Here is a 6,812-nt window from a genome sequence, read left to right on the forward strand (position 1 = left end):
CCGGCGGCGGCGAGCAGGACGGTCGGACCGGCGCCGTCCGGGTCGACGCGGTCCACCGCGACGTCGGCGGCGGCCCACAGCCCGCCGAGCACCACCGCGGGCGCGGACCACCGCCGGTCGCCCCGCCCGGCGAGCACCAGGCCCAGCACGGCCGCGACGATCGCGGCGAAGCGTAGGTCGCGCGCCCAGTAGGTGTCGATGGGAGGCAGCGTCTCCGGCCAGGGGCCGATCGGCTCGGTCAGCGGTTGCAGAACGGTCATCCCGACCGCCCACAGCGCCGCCGCGACGACGGCGAGCGTCAGGCCGGCGATGCGTGCGGACATGCCCCGACGCTAGCCACTCGCGGCCACGCCCGCCGCCCGCCGGACGGCCTACCCCCGGTGAACGCCCGGATGCGCGAGGATGGCGGTCGGAGCCGGGAGGTCAACGATGGACAGGTACATCGCCCTGCTGCGGGGGGTCAACGTCGGTGGTGCCAAGGTCGGCATGGCCGACCTGCGGCGGCTGGTCACGAACCTGGGCCACGACGACGTGAAGACGTACCTGCAGAGCGGCAACGTGGTCTTCGGCAGCAGCGTGCGCGACGCGGAGGCGCTGGCCGGGGGCATCGAGCGGGCGATCGCCGACGAGTTGGGGCTGACCGTGCCGGTGCTGGTGCGCAGCGGCCGGGAGATGGCGGCGGTGGCCGGCGGCAACCCGTACGCCGACCGGGAGGAGGACCCGACCCGGCTGCTGGTGGCGTTCCTGGCCACCGCACCGGAGCGGGCAGCGGTGGACGCCCTCGCCGTGCCGGGCGGCGAGAACGTCGCGTTCACGGTCAGCGGCCGGGAGGTCTTCCTGCACTATCCCGACGGGGGCTACGGCCGGTCGCGGTTCACCAACGCGTACCTGGAGAAGAAGCTCGGCGTCGTGGCGACCACCCGGAACTGGCGGTCGGTGCGCGCGCTGGCGGACCTGGCGGCGCCGTAACGGTTCGGCCACGGCTCGCGGCGGTCGCCCACCGGACCGGCGGGCCACCGCGTTCCCTCGTCGACCGACGAAGGGAGCCACCCGTGCCACGACTGATCGTGCGGGCCGCCGCCGTGGTGCTGCTGCTCAGCGCCTGCGGAACCACCACCACCGTCCCGGAGCCGGTCGGCAGCGGACCACCGGCCACCGGCAGCGCAGCACCGTCCGGCGTCGCCGCCAGCCCTCCGGTGAAGCTGGACGGCACCGAGTTCGACGCGGGCGGCCTGTCCGGCTGGCGGTGGCTGCACGAGGTCGAGGGCGGTCGCAACGACCTGCTGGCGCACGACGTCGGGCGCACCGAGACCGGCGCCCTGCACGTCGAGCCGAAGGTGAGCGCCTGGTTCGAGCGGCTGCGGGCGCCGTACCTGTTCCAGGAACGCGAGGGCGACGTGCTGATGGTGGCCCGGGTCCGGGCCGCCGGGCGCAACGCCGAGGTGCCGGGCAAGCCGTACTCGCTGGCGGGCCTGATGCTGCGGGTCCCCGGCGCGGACGTCGACGACTGGGTCTTCATCACCACCGGCACCGGCGTCGGTGGCCGACCGCAACTGGAGGTGAAGACGACCCGCAACGGGCAGTCCCGGCTGCGACTGCTGGGCGGCGCACCCGGCTGGGTCGACCTGGCCCTGGCCCGGGTCGGCGGCGCGGTGGTCAGCCTCTACCGGCTGCCCGGCGGGCAGTGGCGGGTGGGTGCCCGCTACGACCGCACCGACCTGCCGGCCCGCCTCCAGTGGGGGATCAACGCCTACACGAGCTGGACGTCCGCCGCACCCAGCCCGGATCTGAAGGCCGACGTCGACTACGTGCGGTTCTACCGGCCCGGCATCCCCGCCGAGTGGATCCACAGCGCCACGGGCTACCGGCCGGACGAGGACCTGGTCCGGCACCTCGTGCCGGCAGACCTGGCCGACTGAGCCGTATCGGGGATCACCCTGCCGGGGCCGTGAGAGGACCCGTCGGGGCGGGTACGCACACCGGATGGAACGGCGGGTGGCGGCGTGGGAACGCTACCGCGCCCCGGCCGCTCCGGACGACGGTGAGGAGCCACAGTGACGACCAGGATCCCCGACATCACCCTGAACGACGGCAACACCATCCCCCAGCTCGGCTTCGGGGTGTTCCAGATCGAGCCCAAGGACACCGTCCGGGCCGTGCGCACCGCCCTGGACCTCGGCTACCGGCACATCGACACCGCCGAGATGTACGGCAACGAGGCGGAGGTCGGACAGGCCGTGCGCGAGTCCGGTCTGGACCGGCGTGACGTCTACATCACGAGCAAGCTGAACAACGGCTTCCACCGCCCCGACGACGCCCGCAGGGCGTTCGAGTCGACGCTGTCGGCGTTGAAGATGGACTACATCGACCTCTTCCTCATCCACTGGCCGCTGCCGACCCTGTACGACGGAGACTTCGTGTCCACCTGGAAGACCCTGGAGGAGTTCCGGCATGACGGCCGGGCCCGGTCCATCGGCGTGTCCAACTTTCAGGTGGCGCACCTGGAGCGGCTGGCCGTCCAGACGGACACGGTGCCGGCGGTGAACCAGATCGAGGTGCACCCGTACTTCGGCAACGAGGAGGTCCGGGCGTACGCGAAGGCCAACGGCATCGCCATCGAGGCGTGGTCGCCGATCGCGCAGGGCAAGGTGCTCGACGACCCGACGCTCGTCGGCATCGCCGAGCAGACCGGCCGGACGGTGGCCCAGGTGGTGCTGCGCTGGCACGTGCAGCGGGGCGACATCGTCTTCCCCAAGTCGATCACGCCCGAGCGGATCGAGGAGAACCTCGGCATCTTCGACTTCGAGCTGGACGACGCGACGATGGAGCGGATCACCGGGCTGGGCAGGGGCGAGGCCGGCCGGCAGGGCCCGAACCCGGACACCTTCGACTACGTCCCGAGCTGACCGGCGCGCCGTACCGCCCCCGGGTCGAACCGCCGATCCGGGGGCGGTGGCGTGCTTGACCTCGAGTGCACTCCAAGGTCCAGGGTGGAGGCCCGCACGAGAGGAGAAACTGATGCGGTACCGCACGATCGGCACGGACCCGGCGACCCGGCGCGAGGTCAGCGTGCTCAGCCTCGGCGCGATGCTCTTCGGCAGCGCCACCGACGAGGCCACCTCGTACGCCATCCTCGACCGGTACGTCGAGGCCGGCGGCACGTTCGTCGACACGTCGGACAACTACGCGTTCTGGGTCGACGGGAGCCAGGGCGGGCAGAGCGAGGAACTGCTCGGCCGGTGGCGACGCAGCCGGGGGGTCGGCACGGAGATCGTCGTCGCCACCAAGCTCGGCGCCCGTCCGCTCGCCCCCGGCACCAGCTACACCGACAACGCCGAGGGGCTGTCGGCGAAGGTGCTCCGCGAGTCGGCGGAGCGCAGTCGGGAGCGGTTGGGCGTGGACCGGCTGGACCTGCTCTACGCGCACATCGAGGATCGCACGGTGCCGCTCGAGGAGACCGTCGGCGCCTTCGGGGAGCTGGTCGCGGAGGGCACGGTGGGCCTGCTGGGAGCCAGCAACCACCGGGCCTGGCGGGTGGAGCGGGCCCGCGCGCTGGCCGCGGCGGCCGGCCTGCCCGGGTACGAGGTGCTCCAGTACCACCACAGCTACCTGCACCGCCGGCCCGACCTGCCCAGCGCGCTGGACCCGGACGGCGACCCCGGATCGGCGGGCGCCGACCTGCTCAGCTACCTGCGGGCCGAGCCGGACCTGGCGCTGGTCGCGTACTCGCCGCTGCTCAAGGGCTCGTACGCCCGGCCGGACAAGCCGCTGGATCCCGCATACGACCTGCCGAGCACTCCCCGACGGCTGGCCACGCTGCGGGAGGTCGCGGCGGAGACCGGCGCGACGGTCAACCAGGTGGTGCTGGCCTGGCTGATCGGCGCGGAACTGCCGGCGATCCCGCTGGTCGGCGCCTCGTCGGTGGCGCAGCTCGACGAGAGTCTCGCGGCGGTCGACCTCGACCTCACCCCGGAGCAACGTGCGCGCCTCGACGGCACCTGGTGAGGGCTGTCAGTGGCCCCCGGTGAGGTCGAGCCGCCAGTCGTTGGAGCGCATGATCCGGCCGGGAGGATACTCGAACTCCGTCGGGCCGAGCAGCGTGAACCCGGCCTTGCGGCAGACCGCGTTGGACGCCGCGTTGTCCACCGACGGGTAGGCGTGCACCCACCGGTGCGTCCGCCGGGCGCGGGCGGCGTCCACCGCCGCCAGCACCGCGGCGGTGGCCAGGCCCCTCCCCTGGTACGCGGGCAGCACCGCCCACCCCATCTCCCACACCTGTGCGCCGCGCCACTCCCGTTCCCAGTGGCCGACGCTGCCCACCCGCGACCCGTCCGGCAGCACGACCACGTACATGCAGCTCGGGCCGGTGTCGCTCATCCGCGCGTAACGGTCGTTGCGGGCGACGACCTGCTCGTCGGTCTCCGGCCCGCCGGTGTGGTCCCGGATCTCCGGGGCGTTGAGCTGCCGCAACAGGTCCAGGTCGGCGGTGCTCCACGGTACGATCCGCACGTCGTCCATCCCCGCCCCTTCGTCGCCGTCGCCGCGAATTCAAGCAGCCACCTCCGACACGCGCGGCGGATTTCCGGCCGCCGACCGGCCCGCGGGGTCCGCCAGATCCGATCTGGCGGGGCGTCTGGCGCCGACCGGGTGTGGGGCGACCGGCCCCGCACGTCCTGCGGGACAACGGAACAGGGGCGGAGATCATGAGCAGACGCACCACCGGCCTCGCCGTGGAGGCGGAGGGCCTGACCCGGGCGTTCGGGAAGACCCGGGCGCTCGACGGGATCGACCTGCGGGTCCCCGCCGGCACCGTGTACGGGTTGCTCGGGCCGAACGGGGCCGGCAAGACCACCGCCGTCCGGGTGCTGGCGACACTGCTGCGGCCCGACGGGGGCCGGGCGCGGGTCTTCGGGCACGACGTGGTCGAGGAGGCCGACGCGGTCCGCGGCCGGGTCAGCCTGACCGGCCAGTACGCCTCCGTCGACGAGGACCTGACCGGCGCGGAGAACCTGGTGCTCCTCGGCCGGCTGCTCGGGCTGCGCAAGCCCGCCGCCCGGCAGCGGGCCGACGCGCTGCTCGCGGCGTTCGGCCTGACCGAGGCCGCCGGCCGGCAGGTGAAGAAGTACTCGGGCGGGATGCGCCGCCGCGTCGACATCGCCGCGAGCATCCTGAACACCCCGGACCTGCTCTTCCTCGACGAGCCGACGACCGGCCTGGACCCGCGCAGCCGCAACCAGGTGTGGGAGATCGTCCGGGCGGTCGTGGCGCACGGCACGACCGTGCTGCTGACCACGCAGTACCTGGACGAGGCCGACCAGCTCGCCGGGCGCATCGCCGTCGTCGACCACGGCCGGGTGATCGCGGAGGGCACCCCGGGTGAGTTGAAGTCGTCGGTCGGGGCGGGCACCGTCCACCTGCGACTGCGCGACCCGGCCCGGCGCACCGAGGCCGAAGCGGTCCTCCGGGCAGCGCTCGGCGTCCCGGTGCAGCTCGAACCCGATCCGGTGGCGCTGACCGCCCGGGTCGGCAGCGACGGCACCGACCTGGAGGCCAGTGAGCAGGCCGCCCGCGCCCTCGGGGAACTGGCCCGCGCCGGCATCGTGGTCGACGACTTCTCCCTCGGCCAGCCCAGCCTGGACGAGGTGTTCCTGGCCCTGACCGACCACCCCGCCACGTCGGACGACTCGGGGCGGGACGCGCAGCTGGAGGCAGCCCGATGAGCGACACGACCACCGCGACCGGCCGCGCGCCCTCGGTCTACGTGCCCTCGACGGAGGCGCTGTCGACCGTCCTGGCACCCGGTGCCCGGCCGCCCCGGCCCAGCGCGCTGTCGGCGTCGCTGACCTTCGGGTGGCGGGCCATGCTGAAGATCAAGCACGTGCCGGAGCAGCTGTTCGACGTCACGGCGTTCCCGATCATCATGGTGCTGATGTTCACGTACCTGTTCGGTGGCGCCCTCGCCGACAGCCCGCGTGACTACCTCCAGTTCTTCCTGCCGGGCATCATGGTCAGCAGCGTCGTCATGATCACCATGTACACCGGGGTCGGGCTGAACGCCGACATCGAAAAGGGTGTCTTCGACCGGATCCGTACGCTGCCGGTCTGGCGGCCCGCCGCCCTGGTCGGCATGATCTTCGGCGACGTGCTGCGGTACGTCCTCGCCGCCACCGTCATGCTGGCCGTCGGGCTGGCGCTGGGGTTCCGGCCCGCGGGCGGGCCGCTGGGCGTGGTGGCCGGGATCGGCCTGCTGGTGGTCTTCTCGTTCGCGTTCTCGTGGGTGTGGACGTTCTTCGGGCTGGTGCTGCGCAGCGAGAAGTCCGTGATGGGCGTCAGCATGATGGTGCTCTTCCCGCTGACCTTCCTCAGCAACGTCTTCGTCGACCCGGTCACGATGCCCGGCTGGCTCCAGGCGTTCGTCAAGGCCAACCCGGTCACCCAGCTGGTGTCGGCGGTCCGCGCGGCGATGGCCGGCACGTCGGACCCGACGAGCACCATGTGGATGCTGCTGTGGAGCGTGGGGTTCCTGGTCGTCTTCGGCACCCTGACGATGCGCCGCTACAACCGCCGTTGACCGGCTCCCGGGCGCCGTCGACGTCGGCGGCGCCCGGGTGTCACAGCCGCCAGGGCACCGGTGTGGCCGGCTGGTACCGGCAGGAGCTGCCGGTGGACACGCTGTCCCGCAGGTGGGCGGCGAGCGCGGGGTGCCGGTCGTCGATGCGACGCAGTGTGTCCCGGATCCGGCCGGTCACCGCCTTGCGGGCCCGCTCGGACTCGTCGCCCAGGCGGCGGGTGCGGCCGGCCAGTCCGGCGGC

9 protein-coding genes are annotated in these 6,812 nt (G+C 73.2%); 6 read left to right on the forward strand and 3 right to left on the reverse strand.

All coding sequences use genetic code 11. The features are described 5' to 3' along the window. On the reverse strand, positions 1-323 hold a 323-nt coding region (locus tag AB0I76_RS19170; protein WP_357036972.1), incomplete at its 3' end, for a hypothetical protein. A 106-nt stretch (positions 324-429) separates the two neighbouring features. Here AB0I76_RS19170 and AB0I76_RS19175 point away from each other — a divergent pair. From AB0I76_RS19175 to AB0I76_RS19190, 4 genes are all read left to right on the forward strand, one after another. Further along, entirely contained in the window at positions 430-969 is a 540-nt protein-coding gene (locus AB0I76_RS19175) for a DUF1697 domain-containing protein (RefSeq protein ID WP_357036975.1), read from the forward strand. An 83-nt stretch (positions 970-1,052) separates the two neighbouring features. Next, positions 1,053-1,919 (forward strand): hypothetical protein, encoded by an 867-nt coding sequence (locus tag AB0I76_RS19180; protein WP_357036978.1) that lies wholly within the window; start codon positions 1,053-1,055, stop codon positions 1,917-1,919. Between the two features lie 135 nt (positions 1,920-2,054). Beyond that, positions 2,055-2,906 (forward strand): aldo/keto reductase, encoded by an 852-nt coding sequence (locus AB0I76_RS19185; RefSeq protein ID WP_357036981.1) that lies wholly within the window; start codon positions 2,055-2,057, stop codon positions 2,904-2,906. Positions 2,907-3,018: 112 nt separating this feature from the next. Then, positions 3,019-4,005 (forward strand): aldo/keto reductase, encoded by a 987-nt coding sequence (locus AB0I76_RS19190; RefSeq protein WP_357036984.1) that lies wholly within the window; start codon positions 3,019-3,021, stop codon positions 4,003-4,005. A gap of 6 nt (positions 4,006-4,011) precedes the next feature. Here AB0I76_RS19190 and AB0I76_RS19195 read toward each other — a convergent pair whose 3' ends face one another. Next, complete coding sequence (locus AB0I76_RS19195) at positions 4,012-4,518, reverse strand: GNAT family N-acetyltransferase (protein ID WP_357036987.1); 507 nt, start codon at positions 4,516-4,518, stop codon at positions 4,012-4,014. Positions 4,519-4,703: 185 nt separating this feature from the next. Between AB0I76_RS19195 and AB0I76_RS19200 the strand changes: the two genes are divergently transcribed. Further along, on the forward strand, positions 4,704-5,720 hold the full coding sequence (locus tag AB0I76_RS19200; protein ID WP_357036990.1) for an ATP-binding cassette domain-containing protein: 1,017 nt from the start codon (positions 4,704-4,706) through the stop codon (positions 5,718-5,720). Beyond that, on the forward strand, positions 5,717-6,571 hold the full coding sequence (locus AB0I76_RS19205; RefSeq protein ID WP_357036993.1) for an ABC transporter permease: 855 nt from the start codon (positions 5,717-5,719) through the stop codon (positions 6,569-6,571). The genes AB0I76_RS19200 and AB0I76_RS19205 overlap by 4 nt, the downstream gene beginning before the upstream one ends. A gap of 40 nt (positions 6,572-6,611) precedes the next feature. On the opposite strand, the gene AB0I76_RS19210 is transcribed toward AB0I76_RS19205, so the two are convergent. Continuing rightward, positions 6,612-6,812 (reverse strand): hypothetical protein (locus tag AB0I76_RS19210; protein WP_357036996.1); only part of this gene is annotated, 201 nt, incomplete at its 5' end.

The sequence above is a fragment of the Micromonospora sp. NPDC049799 genome (assembly GCF_040656655.1).
In the GTDB taxonomy this organism is placed as follows: domain Bacteria; phylum Actinomycetota; class Actinomycetes; order Mycobacteriales; family Micromonosporaceae; genus Micromonospora.

Excerpts from the sequence above, each read along its gene's own strand:
- AB0I76_RS19175 (WP_357036975.1), top strand. The coding sequence starts at position 430 with ATGGACAGGTACATCGCCCTGCTGCGGGGGGTCAACGTCGGTGGTGCC.
- AB0I76_RS19190 (WP_357036984.1), top strand. The coding sequence starts at position 3,019 with ATGCGGTACCGCACGATCGGCACGGACCCGGCGACCCGGCGCGAGGTC.
- AB0I76_RS19195 (WP_357036987.1), bottom strand. The coding sequence starts at position 4,518 with ATGGACGACGTGCGGATCGTACCGTGGAGCACCGCCGACCTGGACCTG.
- AB0I76_RS19200 (WP_357036990.1), top strand. The coding sequence starts at position 4,704 with ATGAGCAGACGCACCACCGGCCTCGCCGTGGAGGCGGAGGGCCTGACC.
- AB0I76_RS19205 (WP_357036993.1), top strand. The coding sequence starts at position 5,717 with ATGAGCGACACGACCACCGCGACCGGCCGCGCGCCCTCGGTCTACGTG.